Source organism: Streptomyces capoamus (genome assembly GCF_014654935.1).
In the GTDB taxonomy this organism is placed as follows: Bacteria; Actinomycetota; Actinomycetes; order Streptomycetales; family Streptomycetaceae; genus Streptomyces; species Streptomyces capoamus.
On sequence record NZ_BNBF01000013.1, the window covers coordinates 10,429 to 10,946 of the forward strand.

General features: G+C 71.8%; 1 protein-coding gene. It reads left to right on the forward strand.

All coding sequences use genetic code 11. From position 1 onward, the window contains the following. A partial coding sequence (locus tag IE312_RS20800) for a response regulator (protein ID WP_229900226.1) occupies window positions 1-518 on the forward strand: 518 nt, incomplete at both ends.

Consider the following 518-nt stretch of genomic DNA (forward strand, 5'->3'; position numbering starts at 1 on the left):
CGGTCATTCTGCTGGATGTCCAGATGCCGGGCATGGACGGGTTCGAGACCGCCGCGCACATCAAGCGGCGCGAGCGGACCCGGGACATCCCGATCATCTTCCTCACGGCGATCAACCACGGCCCGCACCACACCTTCCGGGGCTACGCGGCGGGCGCGGTGGACTACATCTCCAAGCCGTTCGACCCGTGGGTGCTGCGTGCGAAGGTCTCGGTCTTCGTCGAGCTGTACATGAAGAACTGCCAGCTCCGTGAGCAGGCCGCGCTGCTGCGGCTGCAGTTGGAGGGCGGCGGCAAGGGCGGTGTCGCCGGCAAGGAGTCGGCCGGCCTGCTCGCCGAGCTGTCCGCGCGGCTCGCGGCCGTCGAGGAGCAGGCGGAGGCACTGTCCAAGCAGCTGGACGACGACTCCGCGGACGCGGCGGCGGTGGCCACGGCGGCGCATCTCGAGCGTAAGCTCACCGGATTGCGCCGGGCCCTCGACGCGCTGGAGCCGGGCGCGGGCGGCGCGGGCGCCCCGGTG